24 protein-coding genes are annotated in these 21,988 nt (G+C 44.7%); 3 read left to right on the plus strand and 21 right to left on the minus strand.

Features of this window, described 5'->3' with window-relative positions; all coding sequences use genetic code 11:
* The first annotated feature begins 141 nt into the window (after positions 1–141).
* A complete protein-coding gene (locus J2Z34_RS11445; RefSeq protein WP_209460006.1) occupies positions 142–1,032 on the plus strand; it encodes a LysR family transcriptional regulator in 891 nt (296 codons plus the stop codon).
* A gap of 45 nt (positions 1,033–1,077) precedes the next feature.
* On the opposite strand, the gene J2Z34_RS11450 is transcribed toward J2Z34_RS11445, so the two are convergent.
* The 11 genes from J2Z34_RS11450 to J2Z34_RS11500 form a co-directional block, all read right to left on the minus strand.
* On the minus strand, positions 1,078–1,311 hold the full coding sequence (locus J2Z34_RS11450) for a thioredoxin family protein (RefSeq protein WP_209460007.1): 234 nt from the start codon (positions 1,309–1,311) through the stop codon (positions 1,078–1,080).
* 25 nt (positions 1,312–1,336) lie between these two features.
* Entirely contained in the window at positions 1,337–2,338 is a 1,002-nt protein-coding gene (locus tag J2Z34_RS11455; protein ID WP_209460008.1) for a permease, read from the minus strand.
* Positions 2,338–2,658: an ArsR/SmtB family transcription factor gene (locus J2Z34_RS11460; protein ID WP_209460009.1), complete on the minus strand. Its 321-nt coding sequence runs from the start codon at positions 2,656–2,658 to the stop codon at positions 2,338–2,340. Before J2Z34_RS11460 ends, J2Z34_RS11455 begins: the two co-directional genes overlap by 1 nt.
* Positions 2,659–2,968: 310 nt before the next feature.
* Positions 2,969–3,517, minus strand: a complete 549-nt coding sequence (locus J2Z34_RS11465) for a GNAT family N-acetyltransferase (protein WP_209460010.1) — start codon at positions 3,515–3,517, stop codon at positions 2,969–2,971.
* A 65-nt stretch (positions 3,518–3,582) separates the two neighbouring features.
* A complete protein-coding gene (locus tag J2Z34_RS11470; protein ID WP_209460011.1) occupies positions 3,583–4,296 on the minus strand; it encodes a lysoplasmalogenase family protein in 714 nt (237 codons plus the stop codon).
* The gene (locus J2Z34_RS11475; RefSeq protein ID WP_209460012.1) at positions 4,283–5,146 is read right to left on the minus strand and encodes a DegV family protein; all 864 of its coding nucleotides are present in this window, start codon (positions 5,144–5,146) and stop codon (positions 4,283–4,285) included. Before J2Z34_RS11475 ends, J2Z34_RS11470 begins: the two co-directional genes overlap by 14 nt.
* 116 nt (positions 5,147–5,262) lie before the next feature.
* A complete protein-coding gene (locus tag J2Z34_RS11480) occupies positions 5,263–6,438 on the minus strand; it encodes a quaternary amine ABC transporter ATP-binding protein (RefSeq protein WP_209460013.1) in 1,176 nt (391 codons plus the stop codon).
* A complete protein-coding gene (locus J2Z34_RS11485; RefSeq protein ID WP_245250657.1) occupies positions 6,431–9,232 on the minus strand; it encodes a glycine betaine ABC transporter substrate-binding protein in 2,802 nt (933 codons plus the stop codon). The genes J2Z34_RS11480 and J2Z34_RS11485 overlap by 8 nt, the downstream gene beginning before the upstream one ends.
* Positions 9,233–9,547: 315 nt before the next feature.
* Entirely contained in the window at positions 9,548–9,799 is a 252-nt protein-coding gene (locus J2Z34_RS11490; protein WP_209460014.1) for a YdeI/OmpD-associated family protein, read from the minus strand.
* Entirely contained in the window at positions 9,792–10,301 is a 510-nt protein-coding gene (locus tag J2Z34_RS11495) for a prolyl-tRNA synthetase associated domain-containing protein (RefSeq protein ID WP_245250667.1), read from the minus strand. The genes J2Z34_RS11490 and J2Z34_RS11495 overlap by 8 nt, the downstream gene beginning before the upstream one ends.
* Positions 10,302–10,368: 67 nt before the next feature.
* The gene (locus tag J2Z34_RS11500) at positions 10,369–11,130 is read right to left on the minus strand and encodes a 3-hydroxybutyrate dehydrogenase (protein ID WP_209460015.1); all 762 of its coding nucleotides are present in this window, start codon (positions 11,128–11,130) and stop codon (positions 10,369–10,371) included.
* A 929-nt stretch (positions 11,131–12,059) separates the two neighbouring features.
* On the opposite strand from J2Z34_RS11500, the gene J2Z34_RS11505 reads away from it, so the two are divergent.
* Positions 12,060–13,205 carry a DUF5780 domain-containing protein gene (locus J2Z34_RS11505; RefSeq protein ID WP_209460016.1) on the plus strand — a complete coding sequence of 382 codons (1,146 nt, stop codon included), beginning with the start codon at positions 12,060–12,062 and terminating at the stop codon, positions 13,203–13,205.
* A 100-nt stretch (positions 13,206–13,305) separates the two neighbouring features.
* Here the strand turns inward: J2Z34_RS11505 and J2Z34_RS11510 are convergent, their stop codons facing one another.
* The 8 genes from J2Z34_RS11510 to J2Z34_RS11540 form a co-directional block, all read right to left on the minus strand.
* Entirely contained in the window at positions 13,306–13,701 is a 396-nt protein-coding gene (locus tag J2Z34_RS11510) for a hypothetical protein (protein ID WP_209460017.1), read from the minus strand.
* A 12-nt stretch (positions 13,702–13,713) separates the two neighbouring features.
* On the minus strand, positions 13,714–14,025 hold the full coding sequence (locus tag J2Z34_RS11515) for a hypothetical protein (protein WP_209460018.1): 312 nt from the start codon (positions 14,023–14,025) through the stop codon (positions 13,714–13,716).
* 192 nt (positions 14,026–14,217) lie between these two features.
* A complete protein-coding gene (locus J2Z34_RS11520; protein ID WP_245250669.1) occupies positions 14,218–15,594 on the minus strand; it encodes a PTS fructose transporter subunit IIC in 1,377 nt (458 codons plus the stop codon).
* A gap of 33 nt (positions 15,595–15,627) precedes the next feature.
* Positions 15,628–16,071, minus strand: a complete 444-nt coding sequence (locus tag J2Z34_RS17615) for a PTS sugar transporter subunit IIA (protein ID WP_245250679.1) — start codon at positions 16,069–16,071, stop codon at positions 15,628–15,630.
* Positions 16,072–16,073: 2 nt separating this feature from the next.
* Entirely contained in the window at positions 16,074–17,009 is a 936-nt protein-coding gene (pfkB, locus tag J2Z34_RS11525) for a 1-phosphofructokinase (protein ID WP_209460019.1), read from the minus strand.
* A 15-nt stretch (positions 17,010–17,024) separates the two neighbouring features.
* Positions 17,025–17,783 carry a DeoR/GlpR family DNA-binding transcription regulator gene (locus tag J2Z34_RS11530; protein WP_209460020.1) on the minus strand — a complete coding sequence of 253 codons (759 nt, stop codon included), beginning with the start codon at positions 17,781–17,783 and terminating at the stop codon, positions 17,025–17,027.
* A gap of 265 nt (positions 17,784–18,048) precedes the next feature.
* Positions 18,049–18,546, minus strand: a complete 498-nt coding sequence (locus J2Z34_RS11535) for a GNAT family N-acetyltransferase (RefSeq protein ID WP_209460021.1) — start codon at positions 18,544–18,546, stop codon at positions 18,049–18,051.
* A gap of 79 nt (positions 18,547–18,625) precedes the next feature.
* Entirely contained in the window at positions 18,626–19,531 is a 906-nt protein-coding gene (locus J2Z34_RS11540; RefSeq protein WP_209460022.1) for a pilus assembly protein TadG-related protein, read from the minus strand.
* A gap of 378 nt (positions 19,532–19,909) precedes the next feature.
* Here J2Z34_RS11540 and J2Z34_RS11545 point away from each other — a divergent pair, with 378 nt between their 5' ends.
* Positions 19,910–20,218 carry an SWIM zinc finger family protein gene (locus tag J2Z34_RS11545; RefSeq protein ID WP_209460023.1) on the plus strand — a complete coding sequence of 103 codons (309 nt, stop codon included), beginning with the start codon at positions 19,910–19,912 and terminating at the stop codon, positions 20,216–20,218.
* Between the two features lie 167 nt (positions 20,219–20,385).
* Here the strand turns inward: J2Z34_RS11545 and J2Z34_RS11550 are convergent, their stop codons facing one another.
* The gene (locus J2Z34_RS11550; RefSeq protein WP_342453168.1) at positions 20,386–20,595 is read right to left on the minus strand and encodes a family 1 glycosylhydrolase; all 210 of its coding nucleotides are present in this window, start codon (positions 20,593–20,595) and stop codon (positions 20,386–20,388) included.
* A gap of 213 nt (positions 20,596–20,808) precedes the next feature.
* Positions 20,809–21,957, minus strand: coding sequence for an IS200/IS605 family element RNA-guided endonuclease TnpB (gene tnpB / locus J2Z34_RS11555; protein WP_209460024.1), 1,149 nt, complete (start codon positions 21,955–21,957; stop codon positions 20,809–20,811).
* Positions 21,958–21,988 lie beyond the last annotated feature (31 nt).

Raw genomic sequence — 21,988 nt, forward strand, 5'->3', positions numbered from 1 at the left:
ACTATTTTTTTCATGCGAAGAAATACTCTGTTAATTCAAGAGGCATAAGTATAGAATTTAGACAAGGAACTATCGCGTAGCGATTTTGTACAATTAAAGGGATATCGTAGAAGTTCGGAATTTGCGAGGTGTAAGGGAATCATGAATATTCTGCAGCTGAAATACATAGTCGCAATAGTTGAGAATGACTTCAACATTACGCAGGCATCAAAAGAACTATTCATATCACAGCCGGCACTTAGCAAGTGTGTAACCCAGATTGAAAAAGACGTTAATCTATTGGTTTTCGAACGTCATAAGGGCAGACTTTCGGGTCTGACCTCAGACGGGCAGATCATTTTTGAACACGCCAAGAAGATAATTGCTGATTATGATGAACTAATGAGGATCATTGAGCTCCGCTCCAGAACAGAGGAAGGAGAAGTCGTCATAGGGATTCCACCTCTCGTTATCACTGCATTGTTCGCTGACTTCCTGAACAGCATAAAGGAGAAGAATCCAGGAGTCAGAATCAAGGTACAGGAGCAAGGTGGGCATATTCTAGATGAGATGATGGAGGATGAAAAGCTAAACTTTGCAGTTCTTGTTGATTCGGACAAAGCCAACGACTCGCGATACGTTTCCTTCCCAGTACATATCGGAGAATATGCAATGTACATGGGAGTTGAAAACCCGCTCGCCCGAAAGAAGACTCTTAAGTGGTCCGACCTGAATGGTTCAAGCATCGGCATTGTGGATGAGTCCTACACTACATATCACTTGTTCCAGAGATACATAATTGAAAACGGCATCAGGCTGAATTCAATCTATACCGCATATTCATCAGACTATCTTTTCGCTACTATCAGGAACGAAAAAAATATGACCATAATGCCCAGCGACATACTTGGAATATTTGATATGAAAGGCATAGTAGCTGTCACCTTCGAGATTCCCGTCAAGTGGGTGATCTCATTCGTTTATCGTAAAAAGAACAGCTACACATCAGCAGAAAAATATCTTATTGATTCGTTCCGATCATATTTTAAGTAATTTAAAGGCTGCCGCATAAATTCTGCGGCAGCCTTCTTGCACTTCCTATTTCTTTATTATCTCAGCTATCTCCTGTGCAGAGAGAACCTTTCCTGATGAAACTACCTTGCCGTCCACTACGAGTCCTGGTGTCCTCATTACTCCAAAGCTTGCGATTTCCTTGAAGTCAGTTACCTTGATGATTTCTCCGCTTACTCCAAGAGTATCCATAGCTTCCTTTGCGTTTGCAGCGAGGTTCACGCAGTTCTTGCAGCCTGATCCGAGTATCTTGATTTCCATTCCTATTCCTCCTGTTATTTTGCCATCATATCAGCAGATGGCCGAATGCGTTGAATGTGTAGCCAACTATGATGATTCCTATGGTAACTATGCCTACGAATATAAAAAGAAGCTTCTTCCTTATGACATTCTTCAGCATTATTATTGAGGGCAGTGAAAGTGTTGTGACTCCCATCATGAATGCGAGCACCGTTCCAAGGCCTACGCTCTTGGCAAGCAGTGCTTCAGCTATCGGAAGGGTTCCGAATATGTCTGCGTAAATGGGTATTCCGACAAATGTGGCAACAATCACCGAATACCATTTGTCGGCTCCCAGTACAACTGCGATGGCCTCCTGAGGTATCCAATTATGTATGAGGGCTCCTATTCCAACCCCAATCAGGACATACTTCCAGACCTTGTCAATTATAGCCTTGACCTGGTCCTTGCCAAAGTCCACCCTGTCCTTTACAGTAAGCTTCTCTTCCTCTGCTTCAGCCATGGCTGAATTGAATACGAAGGGCTCAACCTGGTCCTCAAGCTTCATCAGGCTTATTAGCGAACCTCCTGCAACTGCAATGATCAGTCCTACTACTACATATGCAATGGCAATACCCCAGTTGAATATGCTGGCGAGGAGAATTACAGATGCCAGGTCAACCATCGGTGACGATATGAGGAAAGAGAATGTGACGCCTAAAGGAAGTCCTGCATTCGTAAATCCTATGAATAGAGGTATAGACGAACAGGAACAGAACGGTGTTATTGTTCCAAGCAAAGCACCAAGGATATTTGCAGTAATCCCACTGAATCCTCCAAGTATCCTTCTTGTCCTCTCAGGAGGGAAGAAGCTCTGTATGTACGAGATGCAGAATATTAATACCGATAAGAGAATAAAAATCTTGATGACGTCGTATATGAAGAAGTGGATGCTCGCTCCAATCTTGGTGCTGACAGACAGACCAGCTGCTTCAACAATATACTTCACAATATCTGACAACCATTCCATCCTCAAAAGCTGGTCATTCATCCATGAGAAAATCCCCATCAGACACACCTCTCTTTGACACACCTGTCATCAGAAGCTGCCAGGCTATCCGAAGCAGACTCCATGAGACCGGTTATCTTTAAAATAGCATCACCATTTATCGTATACCTGGTCCATATACCAGACTTGCGCGAACTTACGAGACCGGACGAACACAGGATCCTCATGTGGTAGGAGAGCGTCGGCTGTGTTATGTCAAATTCTTCAAGTATCTTACATGCACAGAGCTCACCTTGAGCAAGCATCAGGAATATCCTTAACCTGGTTTCATCACCCAGGGCTTTAAGCATGCCGGCCTGGCTTGCAAGAGCCGATTCCATTGCAAAGACCTCCTTTCACCCTAACATATAGATGTTTCTCTATCTATTATTATGGCAACATATAGACAAATGTCAATATTCCTGATAAATTCCAGGCAATATTCTGGTTTGTTTTTCTTCTATCTTTGCGCTGTTTTTTCGGAGACTAACAATGAGGTATGAGGTATAACTTTCTAAAGGAGATGATGCGTATGGAAAACATCATAGTTGCTCTGGTCATCGCAGCGCTGCTTGCGGCATCGACTCTGGCAAGGGATTATGCAGCATAGAACAGGAAAGCCCTGGAAGGTATAACGCTTCCAGGGCAATTTTACAGTTCAAGTACAACCTTATGTGTATATTCGTCCTCCCCTGTGACTTTGAATCCTTTTGCAAGATACATTTCCAGGAATCCATGATAGCTATGTTCCATGACCTTCGGGTTCTTCATAGGATAAGCTTCGATTGAAGCTGCACCAGCTTCCTTCATCATGGCTACAGCCTCATCAAGGAGCAGCGTAGCAAGACCCTTTCTCCGCATTTGAGGCGCAATGACATAACAGAGGATTATCGCTTCCTTGTCACCAGCTCCATTCCTGTATACTGCCACTTCCCTTTTGAGGTTCACATGGCACCAGCCCACAGGTTTACCCTCATGATAGGCGAGAAGCCCCTTCATGCTGCCTTCCAGAATGCGCCTTTCTGCATTTGCCCGGTTTCCCTCGGCTGTTCCGTTCCATTCAAGCCCTTCCCTTTCATCAAGATAGAACTGACAGTAACACCCGTCCCATTCAGGATTGTCAGAAAAGGCATCCTTGTCAAAAAACCTCAGAAAGTCATCCTTTGTATCCTCGCCCAGCCTCCTGATTACAAAATCCATTTTGTCCTCCTTTGCCTGTATTTTGAACTGATTAAGAGATCCTTATTTTCATAATCTCTATTATTTCATCTTTCCATAGTTCTCCAGGATGACAGCATGAGTATGATTGCCCAGGCAGGTATATATGCCGACCATACTATGTTCCTTCCGATATCGAACAAAAGCTCACTGCTGATACCTGCCATCATTCCAAGTCCCACCCCTGCATCACATGCAAGCATGAGAAATGCCGAGATAACAATAAGCCTTGATGAGGTTCTGTCATACCATCCTCTGATCGGTACGCACAATGCGTTCCAGAGCATGAAGGATATCGAGAGAATAAGCAGCAGACTGCTTATTACTAGATTTCCATCTGCAAATGACAAAACTCCGTAGAACCCTGCTGCAAGAATAGTCATAGGCATAAGAGCAAGTAAAATCTCCCTTTTATCCTTTCCCGCATTCCTTAGGTATGCTGTTGAAAGCATCAGGTAAGCTAAAGAAAACAGTACTATCCCCCATGGGTACAGCTTAGGATTTTCGTTGCCTGAAGCCAATGGAACATAGAGGAAGAAGTCCCCCGCAGCGATCAGGAAGAGGGATGCAGCAAGCAGCCTCTGCTCCCTTCCCTTATTGGCTGCCTTGAGCGAATACAATGGCATGGATAGCATAATCGCATATCTAACTCCCCACAGGAAACGCCCGCTTATCCCTGAAACATCCAGTACCAGAATGATCAAAGCGACAAGTGAATATATGATCAGGATTTTGAAGCTTCTGACATCATCCCTCTTCATATGGAGGTCTCCTGGTGAGGCAGAAGGCTGCAACACCGCCAACTCCAATATGTGCTCCAAGCACGGAGCCTATGGAAAGGATCCTGGTCTTTGCCTGCGGCAGGACCTCCCTGATATGCTTTTCGAGAATCAAAGCTGATTCCGGGTCATCACCATGGCTTATGGTTATCAGCTGGTCGGGATAAGCCTTAGCATCAACTGCTATGTCATCTGCTATCTTCCTTAATGCTTTCTTTCTTCCCCTTACAAGGCGGTCGACGACTATCCTTCCTTCCCTTACTGTCAGATATGGCTTCATGTCCAGCATGTCGCCAACAGTAGAAAGTGTTGAGTTGACCCTACCTCCCTTGGCCAGCCAGGCTATATCCTGCAGTGTAAAGTGGTACTTGATACATTTTTTCATGTCTTCAATATTCCTTAACACCTCATCAATGCCGAGGCCATTTTTAATCATCTCTATTATATGCAAAGTCAGAAGCGACGAACCTCCAGATCCTCCTTCAGAATCCACAACCTCCACCCTGATTCCCGGATTGTTCTCAAGGAACTCTCTTACTGTATTCCTGGCAAGGTCATGACTTCCTGACATCTTTGTCGAGAAGGTCAGGTATATGGCATCATCCTTATTTGCAGAAAGCTCGTTCAGGATTTCCATGAGACGGATATAGGATATCTGTGATGTCTTTGGAATCTTTCCCTCTCTCATGTAGTCATAGACTCTTTTTGTTTCGATTTCAATTCCATCAAGGTAAGGGATGTCATCCAATATGATTGAAAGCGGCAGGACCAAAATATCCTTCCTCATTTCCTCATCCATGTCGCAGGTGCTGTCAACTATAAGCTTCAGCAAAAAAATCCCCCCTCATATTATCCCTATACACATTCCATTATAGCACTCATATTAATTGCATACTTCAAACATTCACTCTGCTGCATTGAAAAAGGGAGGTCATCCCTCCCCTAATTCTATACAAGAGTCGACAGAACTGTCGCCCTTGAAACTATTCCCTTGAATCTGCCTTCCTCATCCACGACAGGCAGAGGATACTTGGTATCAACCGCCGTCTGAATGATGTCAGCAATCATGTCGTCCGGTGATACGGTCACTATGTCTGACTTAAGTATGTCTGAGATATGCATTTTCTCAGTCCTTGCCTTTACCGCATCGCTTATCTCTATGATACCCCTGAACATGAATTTTCCATCCACCACATAGGCACTGGAAAGTCCGTTGGTCCTCATTTCATTGACTGCATATGAGGGGCTGTCGGAGAGCCTGACAAGGGTATCAGGAGCGTACATTATGTTCCTGACGCTCACTACCTTGGTCTTGTCTGCTCCTTCAATGAACCTGGCCACATACTCGTCAGCAGGATTGGTGGACATTTCCTCAGGTGTCGCAATCTGAATGACCTTTCCGTCCTTCATTATGGCTACCCTGTCGCCAAGCTTGAACGCCTCGTTGATGTCATGGGTTATGAACACTATGGTCTTTCCGAGCTTTCTCTGTATGGATATGAGCTCGAACTGCATGTCCTTCTTTACCAAAGGGTCAAGTGCCGAAAACGGCTCGTCCATTAGGATCACCTCGGTATCGCTGGCTAAAGCCCTCGCTATACCTACCCTCTGCTTCATTCCTCCTGACAGGCTGTCTATAGGTTGATTTTCGAGTCCTTCCAATCCAACCATTGAGATCATCTCCCTGGCCTTCTTGTCCCTCATCTCCTTAGGTACGTCCTTCATCTCAAGCCCCAGCTCCACATTGCCGAGCACATCCCTGTGGGACAGCAGCCCGAAATTCTGGAACACCATGGACATCTTGCTTCTCCTGAACTCTCTCAGCTCATTCTTCTCGAATTTCGAGATATCTGCCCCATCATACTTCACAGTACCCTTAGTGGGTCTGTTAAGGAGGTTGAAGCACCTGACAAGAGTCGATTTCCCTGAGCCTGAAAGTCCTATGATTACAAATATCTCACCTTTCCTGATCTCCATTGAAACATCAACCAGGGCTGCTGTGACACCTGTCTTCTTATACACATCGTCCTTTGAGACACCTTCCTGAAGCATCTTCATCGCTTCAGTCTTGCCTCCGCCATATAGCTTATAGAGGTTCTTGACCTCCATTAAAGTATCATTCATGCTTCTCGCCTCCTTTTCTCCTTGCAAGGCCCTGTGAGAACCTGTCCAGTATTACTGCAAGTATTACAACTGCTGCGCCTGATACAAGGCCTCTTCCCATTTCAATCCTGTTGACACTAGTAAGCACCTCCATACCAAGTCCGCTGGCACCGATCATGGATGTCGTTACAACCATTGATACCGCCATCATTATTGTCTGGTTTACTCCAGTCATTATCGCCGGCATTGCCTGAGGTATCTTGACCTTGACTAAGGCCTGCATGTATGTGGCACCATATGCCTTAGCAGCCTCAAGTACTTCACTGTCTATCTGGTTAATACCAAGTGTAGTCATCCTTATTATCGGAACGATGGCGTAAATCGTTGTTGCGATTACTGCGGGGGCCTTTCCAAGTCCGAAGAACAGCAGCGCCGGAATAAGATATACGAATACCGGCATCGTCTGCATGGTATCAAGTACAGGCTTTACAAACCTCTCCACCTTCTCACTTGTAGATACAAGAATTCCTGCGGGGAAACCAAGTGCAAGGGATACAATAACTGAGGTAATGACAATGGAAAGAGTCTCATTCATCATGTCCCACAGTCCTACAGCACCAATGAAAGAGAGCATTATTACATAGAGTATCCCCTTACCTATGCTGCCTGAAGACCTCCAGCCAAGGAAGAATACCAGCGCAAGCATTATAAACCATGGAATTGCGTCAAGAACGAACTCTATCCCTGATATTACAGAGTTAAGAAAGTTCCTTATGGCTCCGAAGAAGCCTTCTGTAGCAGATGCGAATTGCCTCACAGAGCTGTCGAATTTATCAACATCCAGCGGCAGTCTGAAGGGGAATCCTGCAAGTATGCTCTTTTTTTCTTCCTCATCTTCATCTTCACCTTCAAGCTTGCTGATACCTTCGATTCCTACCCACTCCCTCACAAGCTCCTTGTTCTCTTCTATGAACCAAAGTGCGGCAGTCCTGTAATCAGCCCCTGTGTCCTGCATGTATGCAAGTGCTTCCGAAGTCAGCTTGCTTGATGTCCTGTACTTCGAAAGGAATCCGATAAGCTCCTTGTTGGCCGGGTCTTTGCCGAAATCATTGCTGGCAGCCACGGTTACATTTACTGCAGGCAGCGCTGTAAGCCCGTTCTCATATGTGTCAGGATTGAACGGCTCATCCTCAAGTAGGACGAAGTCATATTTTCCCATTAGCCAGGTAGGCTCCCAATAGTATCCGACTACAGGCTCTCCTTTTTCATAAGCTCCTGAAAGCGCAGCTGAAAGGGCTGCATCCGAGCCAGGCCTGAAGTATATGAAGTCATTTTCGAAGCCATAGGCTACGAACTTGTTGTGCATTATAGTGTCTATGGCCCAACCTGGAATTGCCCCATAGACCCTGCCTTTCGAAGGATTCTCAGCATCCTTGAACAGGTCCTTGTATTTCAAAAGGTCCTTTACAGTCTTAAGGTCCGGAGCCATGGGCTCTATACCTCTTTCCTTGTCACCCTCAATGACATACCTCGGCACATAGAAGCCCTGGTAGTCATCATCGAAATTTGTTCCAAGCTCCACCAGCCTGTTTTCAGCAAGGTCGCTTCTGTATGTAGCGATGTTGTCAGTCCAGACTTCCATATGGACATCAATCTCACCCTTCAGCATTCCTTCATGAAGTATGGGAGTGCTCCCTGCCATCTCCGTCCACGAATATCCATATACCTTTTCTGCGATGATACCGGCAACAGCGTTATGGAATCTGTTGCTGTCCCATCCGGCATCAGCAAAGACAATTTCACCCTTTGCACTTTCGCCGAAAAGCTTCTTAATCCCTTCATCGCCGACCCAGTTCTTCACAAGGTCCCTGTTTTCTTCAATGAACCACTTGGCTGCAGTCTTATAATCAGCTCCGGTGTCCTGCATATATGCCAGAGCCTCTGAGGTCAGCTTGCTTGATGTCCTGTACTTGGAAAGGAAATCAACTACCTCTGTGTTCGCAGAGTCTTTACCAAAATCATTGCTGGCACTTATAGTAACATTCACCGCAGGAAGCGCACTAAGTCCAGCCTCATATGTCTCAGGATTGAAGGGTTCGTCCTCAAGCAGCACGAAGTCATATTTACCCATTAGCCAGGTAGGCTCCCAATAGTATCCGACTACAGGCTCTCCTTTTTCATAAGCTCCTGAAAGCGCAGCCGAAAGGGCTGCATCCGAGCCAGGCCTGAAGTATATGAAGTCATTTTCGAAGCCATAGGCAACGAACTTGTTGTGCATTATCGTATCCACTGCCCAGCCTGGAATAGCTCCATAGATCCTTCCCTTTGAAGTATTCTCCGGATCCAGGAACAGCTCCTTGTATTTCAAAAGGTCCTTTACAGTCTTGAGGTTCGGAGCCATGGGCTCTATCCCTCTTTCCTTGTCTCCCTCTATTACATACCGTGGGACATAAAATCCCTGGTAGTCGTCATCGAAATTTGTTCCTAGCTCCATGAGCTTGCCTTCATCAAGGTCATTCCTGTAGGTTGCGATGTTGTCCGTCCATACTTCCATATGGACATCTATCTCACCCTTCAGCAATCCTTCATGCAGTATGGGAGTACTTCCTGCCATCTCAGTCCAGGTATACCCGAATAACTTCTCAGCTATGGTTCCTGCAACAGCATTATGGAATCTGTTGCTGTCCCATCCGGCATCAGCGAATACTATCTCGCCTTTTCCAACTTCATTTGCTGCTGCAGTTTTCCCAAATCCCGGCAGGAAAAATCCTGCCATGAGCACAAACGCAAGCAGCGCTCCAATCTTTCTCTTCATTTAATCCTCCTCATAGTGCGGGGTGTGAAGGCCAAGCCCCACTGCCCAATTTACGTTTTCTACCTCCTGTATATAAAAATAGAATGTTGCCATTTAAGCAATCATTCTACCTTTTTAAAGTAATTATTGTCATTTCGTCAATAAATAGAATCAATAATCTAATTTTAACATATTTTGTGTGATTAAATGAAAATTCAGCATAATGTTTAATATTTGTTTACCTTACGTTCACCCCATGTTTACATAATATCCCGAACCGATGTCAAAGAAAAAACCTGCCAAATAGCCATCCTGGCTGCCGGCAGGTCCTAAATCCTATCCATTTCTTCCCTTTTTCCATTCCATCCCCATGTATACATCACCCTTCTCCAGCTCATAAATCATCTGTGCAAGCCTCTTGTCCTTGGTCTCCTGCCTTGCTGCCCTTATGATCCAGCCAAGGTAGTCATTCCTCTGGTATGGGGGTCTCGAAAGGTATCTGTCCATTAAGGAATGTTTCTCCAGCTCCTCCCTGACAAAGTCAGGCATCTCGTTAATCTGCCTCTTCAGGTTTACTTCATCATCCATTCAGGTCACCTTCAAGATCGATTATCCTTACCTCTGTGCCATACTCCGCAATAAGTCCTATTAGGTCCTTAACGCCTATCAGCACTGTTGCCTTGTTGTCATTTGGATGGATCGCAAGTTTTCCATCTGCAACAACATCCTTGTCTATGAAGATCTTAACTGAATGCGACTCATCGTTAAGCACTCCAAATGGCGTCACTTCTCCCTTGGAAAGACCAAGATACTTAGAAAGCCTGTCTTCGGACGCGAATGACAAAGGTGTCGATCCAAGGATAACCTTTAGCTTCTTAAGGTCAGCACTCTTGTCCTTCTTCAGTACGACCAGGAAATGTTCCCTTCCCTTATAGTCACGAAGGAACAGGTTCTTGACGACAAAATCAGAGAAAGGAAGCTCAAGCTCATCCATCTCTTCAATTGTGTATACAGGAACATGCTTTTCCAAATCATACTTTATTCCCTTATTGTCAATAAGACTTAATACTTCATCCATCCTGTACATCATCGTACCTCCCATTTGTACAAAAGCCCCCCGGTAAACCGGAGGGCAATGTTTATATGTTATAGAACTATTAGCTTGCAGTCCATCCGCCGTCTATTGTCATAAGGGATCCTGTGATGTGCTGTCCTGCATTTGAGCAAAGGAACATCGCAACTTCTCCTATGGTTGAAGGCTCTATGAGCTTCTTGACAAATGCCTTTGAAAGCATGATGTCCTGAACGACAGCTTCCTCGGTGATGCCGTGAGTCTTGGCCTGAGCCGCGATCTGTCCGTCAACAAGAGGAGTCCTTACGTATGCAGGGCATATGGAGTTTACGGTGATTCCGTACTTTCCGCCTTCAACTGCGCCGGCCTTGGTGAGTCCGCTAAGTCCGTGCTTTGCTGTTACATAGCATGACTTGAACTCTGATGCTATCAGTCCATGTATTGAATTCATGTTGATTATCCTACCCCATCCGTTTTCCTTCATTGAAGGCCATACGTACTTTGTGAGGTAGAATGGAGCGTTGAGCATTATGTTCATCATGAAGTTCCACTTGTCCTCTGGGAACTCATCGATAGGACATACATGCTGAAGTCCTGCTACGTTGACAAGAATGTCTACCCTGCCGAACTTCTCCATTGTGAAATCTACAAGCGCCTTGCAGTCAGCCTGCTTGCTGAGGTCAGTCTTGCATGCTACTCCGCCGAGCCTTGCAGCCTCTTCGTTAAGCTTAGCCTCATTGATATCAGCCATTACTACCTTCGCACCGTCCTTTGCGAAAGTTTCAGCTATGGCAAGACCTATGCCGCTCGCAGCACCTGTGACAATTGCTATTTTGTTTTCTAACATCAATAATACCTCCTGATTTTTTTATGGTAGATCCCCCACTAAATCTCTTCATGAAAGTCATCCAAAACATGTCCCTCCTCCATGGATTCATTTTTCATGTAAAGCCAGTACGGGCATATCCTCCATACCCTGCCCGACACATTCATGTTTATCTCTGTATACGATTAGATGCAAAGGATTTTTTTAGCTGAAGTTACTGCTAAAGGAATTGTCCATTTCCCATTTGCCTTTGCTTTCAGCTTCCAATCATCAATTGTTCCAGAGAAATTCCACGTCAGTGTGGTTCCCAAGGTGCGATTTTTTCCATCGCCTCTACATTATATCATGAATACATTTGTTTCTCAAAACCAAATTGTAATCCTTTTTATATGACGATTTTACAAATATTACCCTTAAAATAGGCCAAAACCCCTTGATATCTAACGCTTTTACATGAATGTACTTTCATGTTTACAGATAAATTTATTAAAAATAATTTTTCGGTTGTGCTTTAAACTGTCATTCAGATTCCAACCATACACTATTCTATCGAGGCTTGTATAATAATCTGCCCTTTCTGTCTTTTCTGTTTAAATCTCTGGGTACGTTGTTCCATATGATTTGTTCATTACCTTCCCTAATCCTTGCCATTAGCGATATCCTTCAGCACAGATATCATTCTTTCAGTGTTTCTTTGTGAAGGACTTCGTTTTTCTTCCGGAGGAACAATCTGGGTCAATGCTGTATTTGGCACCCTATACGGAGACAACGAACTGCTGGAAAACCATGAGCCTATGACCCATCCTATCGGGGAGTGCCTATTGAATATCCAGAAATCACTGTGCTTATAAAAAGGTAATTTTACTCTAAAATATTATCAGAATATGCAATATATGTTATCATTCTTTTATATAGCCAATTTTTGATTATTATTATAGAGGAGTGGAATTATGGTCTGTAGAAAATGTGGTCATGATCTTCCTGAAGACAGCTTATTTTGTAATGTTTGTGGTTCGAGTCAGACAGATATTAGGAATCAGAATGACAATTCGAATTCAGCGAAAAGTTCAGAACCAGCTTCAGGTGATATTTCAGGCGAAACCAGAAACACTGAGGTAATCAGTCAGGAACAGACAAGAAAAAATAAACCAGTAAAGCTTTTACTGCCTCTTTTGTTCGTTGCACTGGCAGCCTTCGCAATATGGGCGTATACCTCGATAGGCGGCCCTGCCGATGAGTTCATAAAGGCAGTCGATGCTTCAAATGTCGTACTTGCAAAAGAGATTTTTGAAACAAAAATTAAATCTGAGAAGGACGCTTCCAGACTGGTAAGTGAGATAATTGAGAGATCAACTTCTGCTTACACTCAATTCGCATCTGGCGGGACAAGCTTCGACGATGCAAAAGCAAAAATCAAGATCATGGCAGATTCAGTAAGCAAGGAAGTTGCCGAAAAGAGTGCACTACCGATTACTCTGTCCAATCTTGAGATAATGAAGAAATCGAAGGAAAGCTTCGCTTCCGGAGAGAAGTTCATGGCCAATACTGATTATGCAAGCTCAATAAGGGAGTTCGAGAAGGTATCAAAGGATGACTCGAACTACAGCCAGGCACAGGCAAATATCAAGAAGCTTGAAGCTGAAGAGGCCAAGCGGCTTGAAGAGTTTAGGAAGAGCGAGGAAATCAAGAAAAATCAGCAGGTAGAGGTTATAAAAACAGAAGTGCTGGTTCAGGATGAAACCCTGAAGGCCCTCTACCCAGACTTGTTCTCAGTAACTATCAGAAACAACTCAGGCAAGACAATAAAGAACTACAAGGTTTCCATGCTTGCGTGGGATTCGAACGGATATCCGCTAAAAATCGAGGTCCTGTTTTACTCTGCAGCCTATGAATACCTGGGGGTCGCTGACAACGTCAACGTTCTTCATGGTGAGACCCACGGTGTTGATAGCGGCTGGGAACTGATGGAAGGTCACAGGATCGTTAAAACCAAAGCAGTCGTATCAGAAGCTGAATTCTACGACGGAAGCACTTGGAAGAACCCCTATCATGAATACTTCATTAATAATTACATGGGTAAGCCCTACATGGACTAGACTACCCATAAATACAAAACAGGTTGAGGTTTATCCTCAGCCTGCTTTTTTTAGTTGTAACCTACAAGATTACCTAATTACATGGATTCCAAAATTCTATTCAAGGCAGTTGCCTGAATCTGGCGTATGCAAGTGGTCCCAGGAACATAAGGACTATAGAAACATAAATGCCGATGCCGAGGAAGATAATGCCCATCGTGCCATTACCCAATCCAGTCAGTATGTTCAGCCCGATGAATATGGCAGTCCATATCACACTCATTCGCAATGCCCTGCCTCTCGTCTCAGGCTTTAGGGCTGCAGCAGCTGCAAAGGCAGCCAAAGCTATGGGGATAGCTGATACCAGAAACATCATACTGACATTTGCCGCCCTGATATCATCCGGAATTTTTGTAGGATCCTCCTGTCTGAGAACGATTGAGACAGTAAACTCTATGATTAGAGTTAATATGAACATCAATAGACCCACTATAATATCCTTAAACAGATTTTTCATGATGAACCTCCCTTAGTGCGGAAAAAGCACCTCACCAGCAGCAAACATGATCAGAAGCAGCCCGAATGCGCCACAAATGAACGCTATCAGAGAAAATTCCTTCTTGAACAGAGACTTCAGGAATGCGAAAAATGAAAGCGACCCGACCAGGAATGCTGAAATCATGATAATCGCAGCTGGCATATTTCCAAAGAACCCTTCACCTCCAGTGTGGAACTCTGGCTTCATAACGAGTCTTCTTGCATAATACAGAATGAAGAAGCCCAATGCGAATGCAACAGACCATCTCCCCGGACTGGTTCCCGGGTATATCCTGAACCTCATCCTAATCATCTCCCGCCATTAAATTATACCCTTCACCTACATATTAACACTTGCATATAATAGCTGATATCCTTCAGCGCCTTTGAAAACCCTTGTATTTCAATGTTTACAGAAAATTTATAGGGAATTCCAAAATCGTCTATAACAAACAACCCTGAAGGCTTCTTAACCTTCAGGGTTGTCATGATCATTTTATGCTTCGAACTTCTCTCTCTTCTTGAGTGCCGCGAGCATTACTCCGCCGACTACAGTTCCTATTACTATTGACAGGAAGTACATCGGAAGATTTCCTACCGCATTAGGTATTGGAAGTACGAATATTCCACCGTGTGGTACTGCAAGAGTAGCCTTGAATATCATTGAAAGTGCTCCGGTTATAGCTGATCCCACCATTATCGAAGGTATTACCCTCAGAGGATCTGCTGCTGCGAAAGGTATTGCGCCTTCAGTTATGAATGAGGCTCCAAGTGCCCATGCTGCCTTTCCTGCTTCTCTTTCTTCCTCTGTGTACTTGTTCTTTGCAAGTACTGTTGAAAGTGCTATCGCAAGAGGAGGTACCATTCCTGCTGCCATTACAGCTGCCATGATCATCGAAGGTTCACCGCTGGCAATAGTTGCTGCTCCGAATGTGTAAGCCGCCTTGTTTACCGGTCCTCCCATGTCAAACGCCATCATGAGACCAAGTATTGCTCCAAGCAATCCAGCGTTTGCTCCGCTGAGGCCCTTAAGCCATGCAACCATAGTGTCGTTTATTGCCTTTACCGGTCCGCCAAGAACAAATATCATGATAAGTCCTACGATCAAAGTTGACAGAACTGGCAGTATGAGTACAGGCATCAGTCCTTCAAGGGACTTTGGAAGCTTTATGAGCTTTCTAAGGTATACGACCACATAACCAGCAAGGAAACCGGCCAGCATTCCGCCCAGGAAGCCTGCTCCGACACTTCCTGCAATGAGTCCGCCTACCATACCTGGTACAAGACCCGGTCTGTCAGCTATCGAGAACGCTATGTAACCAGCAAGTATTGGAACCATGAGTCCGAATGCTCCGCTTCCGCCGCCCATCTGCATGAGCGCTGCAGCTATGGAGCCTTCCTGCTCGAAGGCCTTGATACCGAATGCGAAGGAGAATGCTATGAGGAGTCCTCCTGCGACAACGAAAGGAATCATGTATGATACTCCGGTCATAAGGTGCTTGTAAGCTCCGGTCCTCGACTTCTTCTCCTGAGCCTTGGCTTCAGCAACCTGATCCTGGATGTTAGCTACTGGCTTTGCCTGAGCAGCTCTCTCAAGAAGACCCTTGGCATCCTTTATCGCATCCTTTACGGATACCTCGATAACGGGAAGCCCCTTGAACCTTTCCTTGTCAACCTTGGTGTCTACAGCGAGGATTACCGCACTGGCATTTTTGATATCCTCAGCAGTAATTACGTTCTCAGCTCCGACCGATCCTTGAGTCTCAACCTTGATCTCGTGCCCCATCTGCTTCGCAGCCATCTGGAGCGCCTCTGCCGCCATGTAGGTGTGGGCTATGCCAGTTGGGCAAGATGTTACAGCTACAAATTTCATCCTTTTGTCCATCCTTTCATAATTGTATTTTTGTTATTTGAATGCGTTGATGAAGCTTTCGAAATCTGTGCATTTCATCAGGCTTTCCCTGACTTCTTCATGCATCAGCTTTCTTGATATCTCACTGAGTGCCCTCAGGTGAAGATCGCTTGATTCCTGTGGAACTGCTATTAGGAAGAATAGATGTGCAGGAAGGTCGTCCATGCTCTCGTAGTCGATCCCATTGTCACTTCTGCCGAAAACTATCGACGCTTCGATTACAGCATCACTCTTTCCGTGAGGGATTGCGATACCCATACCGATTCCGGTTGAGAATTCAGACTCCCTGTGAAGCACAGCCTTCTTGAATTCATCCTTATCCCTTACCTTGCCGTCAGCAACCAGAATGTCTATAAGCTCTGAAATCACGTCTGACTTTGTAGTAGAATCAAGTCCGAATTTTACCCTGTCCTTTGAAAACATGTCTATAGTGTTCATTTTCATACCTCCGTTATTTTGGTAAAAGCTAGAGAAAGATACGGTGCAATATCTGAAGGAGTGCATGCCTGCGTTCCTTCAAGAGTTACAGTTGCGGCCCCGAATGCCTGTGCATTGGCAAGGGTCTCCTTGTCGTCAAGGCCTTTCAGCCTTGCATACACCAGCGCAGCTACCATCGAATCACCAGCTCCTACAGTGCTCTTTACCGGCACCTTCAGGCCTTTTGCCCGAAATGCCCTGTCCTTGGTCACATACATGCTTCCATCACCGCCAAGTGAAACCATCACCTTGCCGACTCCCTTGTCCATCAGCCGTCTGGCTGCTGCAAGTATGTCCTCATCACTCTCAAGCTTTCTTCCTTCAAGGAGGGATAGTTCAAAGTCATTAGGCTTTACTGCATCGGGTCCTGCCTTAAGAGCTTCCTCGAAAAGTTCACCCTCAGCATCCACCAGCACATATGCTCCCCTGTTCTTCGCGATCTCTGTCAGTGTCCTGTATATGTCCTTGGGCACTGATGAACTGGCACCGCCCGACAAGACCACCGTATCACCAGATTTGACTATTTTCTCGAATTTTCCCAGGAACTCTTCAAGCTCATCCTTTTCGATTACCGCTCCCGGTTCGTTAATGTCAGTAAACTCATTCTTAACTCTGTCGACCACCTTGGTATTTGTCCTTGTATTTCCTCTGATTGATACAAAGTCTGAATCAATCCCCTTGCTCTTAAGCTCCCTGAGAAAAAGCTCCTTGAGGTTTCCACCCAGGAATCCCGTGCATATCGACTGCACTCCGAATTCCTTAAGTACCTTAGATACATTTATGCCTTTTCCGCCGATGTCCTGCCTTACCGATAAAGCCCTGTTCACCATTCCGGGAGTGAAGTCCTCCAGGATCAGCGTCTTGTCAAGGGCCGGGTTAAGCGTGACCGTTATGACCATTTATCGCATCTCCTTTCAATCGTGCAGAATCAAAACTCCTGCTTCAGCAAAACTATTCAGGACCTTCGAGTCCGGCTTGCCAGCAGTAATCACTGCACTGAAGGCTCTGATCGGGCTTATTACCGAGAAGTTTACCTTACCGAATTTTGACATGTCCGTTACCGCATAAACCTTGTTGGCTGAGTTAACCATGGCCTTCTTGGTCTGAGCTTCCACAAAGTTAGGTGTGGTAGCTCCATCTTCAACACTAATTCCGTTTACTCCTATGAATGCAATGTCGGCTCTGAAGTTTGAAAGTGCTCTCTCTGCAAGATGTCCAACCATAGCCCTGGTGTTATGTCTTAATACTCCGCCTGTAAGCACCACTTCTACAGAATCCCTTTCAGACATTAAGGATGCTATATCTATCGAATTAGTCACTACTGTGATGTTCTTTGCTGTTATCCGCTTTGCGATCTCAAATGTAGTGGTACCTGAATCCAGGATCACTGTATCTCCATCACCTACAAGAGCTGCTGCAATATCTCCGATATGCGCCTTGGCATCCTGGTTCTCAGTTGACTTCTCAGTGTATGTCGGTTCGAAGTTTCTCTGGTTGATTCCAACTGCTCCACCGTGGGTTCTCGTCAGCAGGTTCTTCTCTTCCATTTCCTGAAGGTCTCTTCTGATTGTAGACTCTGAAACATCAAACGCATCAGCCAGCTCTGTAACCTTAAGACTGTTTTTCTCTTCAAGCATCGCTGCGATCTTTTCCTGTCTCTCTTCAGCAAACATCCTCATACCTCCTGCTCATTTGTGCTCGTTTATGCTTGTTCTTGCTCGCAACCTCATACTATACCGTTATCAAGCCGTTGTCAATACGATTTCATGGAAAATAATATGAATCTTTTTTCATATATGAGCACATTCGCGCAAAATCAACAGCTGCGCCAGATGCCAATTATGGAGAAACGTAAAAAACGGAATCCGGTTCATCTTAACGAACCGGATTCCGCCTGTTTCCATATTCAAAACCTTATACTATCTCAAATTATACTAATCAATCATAGTCCCTTATGCTCATGGAGAACATCGCCACGCTATACCATTTTCCGAACTTTCGCCCTACGTTTTCAAATGTACCCACATGCTTGAATCCAAAGGACTCCACAAGCGCCACACTTCCGGGATTCGGCAGCGTGACTCCCGCGATTACGGTATATATGCCCATTATCCTCAGCCTTTCAATCAGTTCTTCCACCAGGGCCTTACCGATTCCTTTCCTGTGATGGACATCCGCAACATAAACCGACAGCTCAGATGTCGGATCATAAGCCTTACGGTCTCTGAATCGCCCGGCATAGGCATAGCCGACGACATCCCCGTCCTCTTCCATCACTATCCAGGGATAATCCTTAATGACCTTGGATATCCTTCTTGCCATCTCAACCTCATCAGGAGGTTCAAGCTCGAAAGAAACGGCATTGTCTGTAACGTAGCGCCTGTAAATGTCAGTTATCTCCCTTGCATCGGATAGTTTCACATCTCTAATAAGCATCCGTATAACCCCTTCTTGGCCATGCCCGATTTCTTACCTAAAGGATAGCACAAGGAAGAAATAAATTGTAGATACTCTCTTATTCTGTAAGCCTTACCTCGAACCTTGATGTGAAAAAGTCAGTCTCCGGATATATTTCATTCACTATGTCGTATAGTCCAAGAACCCTGAAAGACATGTTCCTGTCATCTCCATTATCCTCATATGTGATTATCTCGACCTTCATAAGTACCAGGTCATTGAAATCAACATGGGTATTGTTATCCAGATTATACTTACTCGTAGTGATGGCTTCAGGAGAAAGGCTGAATATGTACTGTGTCCTTCCCTGAGCGAGTATCGTGTTGAGGTCTGTCTTTATCTGGGAGTCCACACCGTTCTGCAGGTCAATGCCATCTGAATAATTTACAGTGAAATAGATCTTTCCTGTTGCAGGGTCAGTGACTATGGAGCATTCCTTCTTCTCTATCCTATCTGCCAGTCCCACTTCCACATGATCCCAAAGGGTATTTATTGAATTCAATTCAGGCGCTTTGACATAGTTGATGAATGGAAGCGCTTCACCGTTCCACACCCTCGTCAGCTTGGCTGTTGCATCAGCTGAAATCAAGGAATCCGTTGCGAATAGTCCTCCAAACAGAGTCTCAACCTTCTGGCTAACCTTCACCGACAGTGTTTTTGTGGCTTTGCTCACATAAGTCTTCTGGACAGTAAGCTCTGACTTGAACAGAGAGTTCTCGACGTTTGCATCAGCATATTCATATATGAGCGTATCAAGTGCGCTATCAGTTATCATGTCAACAGACTGAGCTCCTGCAAGAGCCGCAGCATCAGCTGCATTCTGAAGCTGCACCTTCTGCAGCGTTACGAGTCCATAATCGAGAACGAATGCCCCGATGGACAAAAACAGTGTCATCATCATCGCAGCAGCAACGAGTACCTGACCTTCTTCTTCCTTTTTCAGTCTTCCTAACATCTTAAGCATCGCACTCACCTCAACTATAATATTTATATCAAACGATTAAATGTGATTCGATTTTAACATAAAATATAACATTAATAACAATGCTTAACTTATATTTATTATTGTCAACCGAGTTTTTTCGATATTAATATAATTAGTTTTAAAATAGAATAGCTATATTCGTTAACCATTTCATAAATGAGTGTTTTTTTAAGCACAGCCTTCGACAGCAAACATCTAATTCCACTATAAGACGCAAAACTACGGATACCTGTTATCCGTTGCGGCTTGCTGGTTACTGAAATAATTAAATTTCGTCAAAAATCCCTTCTGAAGCAATTAAGGCACCGAAATGCTATCATAAAGTCAGAACCACGTGTAGAAATGGAGGATACAACCTTGAAGCTGAAGGATTCACTTGGAAATGACCTAATTTCACGACTCGCGACACCATCCAACATAAGACTGGGGGAAGAGATCTTCAAATCAGGAGGAGTCGAGATCCTCTCATGTGACGATAATAAGGCGACAGCTAAAGTATCAGGTGGACAGACAAAAATGACAGAGATCGAAGGAACTGAGGATATGACAATGTGGAAGTGCTCATGTCTTGGAAAGCGAACCACTATCTTCTGCAAGCACTGCGTTGCCCTGGCGATTGCATTTGTAGAAACGGATATTTCTTCAACAGATCCTCCAGTAGAATAAAATAATGCTTAAGTTATGAAATAAATTGGTATTCCCCACCCAAAAGGAGCCCATATCTATTTCCGATTCTTCATGAGATCACATACTTCATATATAATCAGTGCAATCCTCAAATAAATGTACCCTGCCTGGCAGCCTTAGTTGACTGCATGGCAGGGTATGTTTCATTATTTCTCAGGATACTCTCCAAAGACCAGAACATCAGAGTAGAAATGGTTTATGAGGTTCTTCTTGAGTGTAAGCTCAACATCATCAGGATTGCATGTGTTCGGATAAGTCGTGAGCATGCAGCCCATCTGGCTTCCTGGAATTATCCTGTGGCAGTCTTCAGTTACAAGTGCTGATGCCACAAACTGGTGATGCAGGGCCTGGAACACAACCTCTTTTTATTCTCCATCCGGACAATTATCTGGAATGATCCACGCTGTTGTGAACGGATGTCTTATTATACTTTGAAACTTTCATGACTAAAGTCACGAGATTCTTGGGAACAGAGCATACTTAGCGGCTTATTTCTTTGCAACCAGAGGTTTCTCTTTTTTTACCAAGCTATCCCCGCAATTCCTGCGGTTCCTATTTGCTTCATATCACTAAGACCCTGGAGTCAGAGCTCTTATCCTGAGTCCTTCAGCCAGTATATTTCTTGCTGCATTGACATCACGGTCATGATGGGATTGGCAAACTGGACAGGTCCACTCCCTTACATGGAGTGGCTTCTTCCCGTCCTTGTGGCCGCACTCTGAGCATATCTGACTTGACGGAAACCACCTGCTTATCCTGATGACTTCTTTTCCATACCAATCAGCCTTGTACTGCAGTTTCGATACAAGGCTTGTCCACGATACATCAGAAATGCTTTTTACCAGTTTGCGGTTGCGCATCATGCCCTTCACATTAAGGTCCTCGATACAGATGATATCGTGGTTTTTGACTATCTCTGTACTGAGTTTGTTAAGATATTCTTTTCGCTGGTTCGCAACCTTTTCATAAAGTCTCGCTACCTTCCGTCTCTGCTTCTGATAGTTCCTGGCTTCAGACAGGGGAATGCCTCTTTTCTCTGAAGCAAGTGCCCGCCTTGCAAGCTTTCGCTGCTCACGTCTGAGCCTCTCTTCCATTTGTCTAGTGAAATGATTGTTGTCATTCCTGCTGCCGTCTGACAGGACTGCAAAGTCAATGATTCCGAGGTCAATTCCGACTGTAGAGTCAGTCTTTGGCAATTCACAGATTTCCTCTTCACAAAGGATTGATACGAAGAATTTCCCGCTCGGTTTCCTTCGTACTGTGGCATTTAGTATACGCCCTTTCATCTCTCTACTGTCTGCAAACTTGACAAGGCCCAGCTTAGGAAGCTTCAGGTGATTTCCGGAAATTGAAATGTTGTTATTAGAAAATTGTGTAGTGTAGCTTTGCCTCGAACTCTTCTTGCTCTTGAACTGTGGATGCTCATTCTGGCCTTTGAAAAATCTTGAGAAGGCGTCCGACAGGTTACGAAGGGAATTCTGGAGCGAGCACTTATCTACTTCACGAAGCCATATTGTTTCCGGGTCCCTCTTCATCTTTGTCAGAAGTTTACAGCATGCGAAATAATTCAGACCTTTGCCAGTCTCCTCATATTCCTTGTTCCACAATTCCAGGAAATGGTTGAATACAAACCTTGAACTGCCGATTGTCCTTGCAATCAGCGTTTCCTGTTTTTTATCAGGATAGATACGGTATACATAGGCTTTATGCTGTAGCAACGCTCTCACCTCCACCATTGTCAAAGCTTGA

The sequence above is a fragment of the Youngiibacter multivorans genome (assembly GCF_017873395.1).
GTDB classification, from domain to species: Bacteria; Bacillota; Clostridia; order Clostridiales; family Clostridiaceae; genus Youngiibacter; species Youngiibacter multivorans.

Excerpts from the sequence above, each read along its gene's own strand:
- J2Z34_RS11445 (WP_209460006.1), top strand. The coding sequence starts at position 142 with ATGAATATTCTGCAGCTGAAATACATAGTCGCAATAGTTGAGAATGAC.
- J2Z34_RS11450 (WP_209460007.1), bottom strand. The coding sequence starts at position 1,311 with ATGGAAATCAAGATACTCGGATCAGGCTGCAAGAACTGCGTGAACCTC.
- J2Z34_RS11455 (WP_209460008.1), bottom strand. The coding sequence starts at position 2,338 with ATGGGGATTTTCTCATGGATGAATGACCAGCTTTTGAGGATGGAATGG.
- J2Z34_RS11460 (WP_209460009.1), bottom strand. The coding sequence starts at position 2,658 with ATGGAATCGGCTCTTGCAAGCCAGGCCGGCATGCTTAAAGCCCTGGGT.
- J2Z34_RS11465 (WP_209460010.1), bottom strand. The coding sequence starts at position 3,517 with ATGGATTTTGTAATCAGGAGGCTGGGCGAGGATACAAAGGATGACTTT.
- J2Z34_RS11470 (WP_209460011.1), bottom strand. The coding sequence starts at position 4,296 with ATGAAGAGGGATGATGTCAGAAGCTTCAAAATCCTGATCATATATTCA.
- J2Z34_RS11480 (WP_209460013.1), bottom strand. The coding sequence starts at position 6,438 with ATGAATGATACTTTAATGGAGGTCAAGAACCTCTATAAGCTATATGGC.
- J2Z34_RS11485 (WP_245250657.1), bottom strand. The coding sequence starts at position 9,232 with ATGAAGAGAAAGATTGGAGCGCTGCTTGCGTTTGTGCTCATGGCAGGA.
- J2Z34_RS11490 (WP_209460014.1), bottom strand. The coding sequence starts at position 9,799 with ATGGATGATGAAGTAAACCTGAAGAGGCAGATTAACGAGATGCCTGAC.
- J2Z34_RS11495 (WP_245250667.1), bottom strand. The coding sequence starts at position 10,301 with ATGATGTACAGGATGGATGAAGTATTAAGTCTTATTGACAATAAGGGA.
- J2Z34_RS11500 (WP_209460015.1), bottom strand. The coding sequence starts at position 11,130 with ATGTTAGAAAACAAAATAGCAATTGTCACAGGTGCTGCGAGCGGCATA.
- J2Z34_RS11505 (WP_209460016.1), top strand. The coding sequence starts at position 12,060 with ATGGTCTGTAGAAAATGTGGTCATGATCTTCCTGAAGACAGCTTATTT.
- J2Z34_RS11510 (WP_209460017.1), bottom strand. The coding sequence starts at position 13,701 with ATGAAAAATCTGTTTAAGGATATTATAGTGGGTCTATTGATGTTCATA.
- J2Z34_RS11515 (WP_209460018.1), bottom strand. The coding sequence starts at position 14,025 with ATGAGGTTCAGGATATACCCGGGAACCAGTCCGGGGAGATGGTCTGTT.
- J2Z34_RS11520 (WP_245250669.1), bottom strand. The coding sequence starts at position 15,594 with ATGAAATTTGTAGCTGTAACATCTTGCCCAACTGGCATAGCCCACACC.
- J2Z34_RS17615 (WP_245250679.1), bottom strand. The coding sequence starts at position 16,071 with ATGAACACTATAGACATGTTTTCAAAGGACAGGGTAAAATTCGGACTT.
- pfkB (WP_209460019.1), bottom strand. The coding sequence starts at position 17,009 with ATGGTCATAACGGTCACGCTTAACCCGGCCCTTGACAAGACGCTGATC.
- J2Z34_RS11530 (WP_209460020.1), bottom strand. The coding sequence starts at position 17,783 with ATGTTTGCTGAAGAGAGACAGGAAAAGATCGCAGCGATGCTTGAAGAG.
- J2Z34_RS11535 (WP_209460021.1), bottom strand. The coding sequence starts at position 18,546 with ATGCTTATTAGAGATGTGAAACTATCCGATGCAAGGGAGATAACTGAC.
- J2Z34_RS11540 (WP_209460022.1), bottom strand. The coding sequence starts at position 19,531 with ATGCTTAAGATGTTAGGAAGACTGAAAAAGGAAGAAGAAGGTCAGGTA.